The organism is Mesorhizobium sp. BAC0120, from assembly GCF_033542235.1.
Taxonomy (GTDB): Bacteria; Pseudomonadota; Alphaproteobacteria; order Rhizobiales; family Rhizobiaceae; genus JAWRCU01.
This window is the reverse complement of the sequence record NZ_JAWRCU010000049.1, coordinates 1-1090: the sequence shown is the minus strand read 5'-3', so window position 1 is coordinate 1090 and position 1090 is coordinate 1. Positions and strand designations below refer to the sequence as shown.

3 protein-coding genes are annotated in these 1090 nt (G+C 60.9%); all 3 read left to right on the top strand.

What is annotated here, in order from left to right; all coding sequences use genetic code 11:
* The coding region (locus SAZ10_RS33525) for a cold-shock protein (protein ID WP_318613890.1) at positions 1–155 on the top strand (155 nt) is incomplete at its 5' end.
* A gap of 115 nt (positions 156–270) precedes the next feature.
* Positions 271–519 carry a hypothetical protein gene (locus SAZ10_RS33520; RefSeq protein WP_318613889.1) on the top strand — a complete coding sequence of 83 codons (249 nt, stop codon included), beginning with the start codon at positions 271–273 and terminating at the stop codon, positions 517–519.
* A gap of 140 nt (positions 520–659) precedes the next feature.
* Entirely contained in the window at positions 660–959 is a 300-nt protein-coding gene (locus tag SAZ10_RS33515) for a hypothetical protein (protein ID WP_318613888.1), read from the top strand.
* The last annotated feature ends 131 nt before the right edge of the window (positions 960–1090 follow it).

Here is a 1090-nt window from a genome sequence, read left to right as displayed (position 1 = left end):
AACTCGGCAATGGCCAGCCAGACGTCTTCGTCCATGTCTCCGCCGTCGAACGCGCGGGCATGAGCTCGCTCGTCGAGGGCCAAAAGGTCAGCTTCGACATCGTGAAGGACAACCGCAACGGCAAGAACGCGGCCGAGAATCTTCAGGCTGCGTAACGGGACTGCGTTTCTGGTCTTTGACCACGGATGTACTGGCACTGATCATCGAGGCGCATAGGAGAGGCCGGGTTCGCCCGGCCTTTTTTGCTTTTTCTTGGATGAGGAGACGTATATGAGCAGATCCATCGCTGAGCACGCCCTGTTCAAACTCAGGCCGTCCAAGGCCGAGGCCAAGGCCGGCGTCACGGATCATGCGGCACGCACCATCATCGACGATGAAGCGGCGCGCCGCGAAGCCAAGACAGCGAGGCTACGTCGGGCACGGCTCGAAAACGAGGCGAAACTGGCGGCTGCAGCCGCACCTGCCAGGTTTCGCCCGATCAAGGCCACATCGACACGTCGCGTAAAGTCCTCCGCGTGAGAACCCTCGTCAGCGACGGCGAATATCCTCGCGCCAGGCCTCCTTCCCTGATAGGGTGCGAGCGTCGGTAGCTTCTTTCAGGGCGCTGCCGGTTGAGGGCGGCCATCGTGCCCTTGCCCCGACCGAAAAAGGAGGATGTCATGTCTTCCGCTTCCCAACATCCGCAGCACCTGACATCAGCCGATATGGGCATGATCATGCGCGTCCACATGAAGGCATGCGCAAAGAACCGGATCGTTCCCGATAGTCTCGACGCAGAACGCGTTGCCGCCCTGCTGGTCAGGGAATTCCAGCACGGCGTCAAGAACGAGGCCGACCTTCTTGCGGCCTTCACGGCAGACGGCGTTTTGCGGCTGAGCGTGCCGATCGGCAGGATGGACCAGTTCATCGGCAATGCATTACACCGGTGGGAAGTGGACGGCGGCACTCTTTCCCATTGATCTCCGTCGCTTATCCAGGGAACCACTCGTATGCGCTATCTCGCCCGCCGGAACGCGGATCCGACCGTCTGGGTGGTCATCCCTTTGGTCGGCACGCTTCTGTGGTCGTCCTGACCAGCATCACCTTCTAA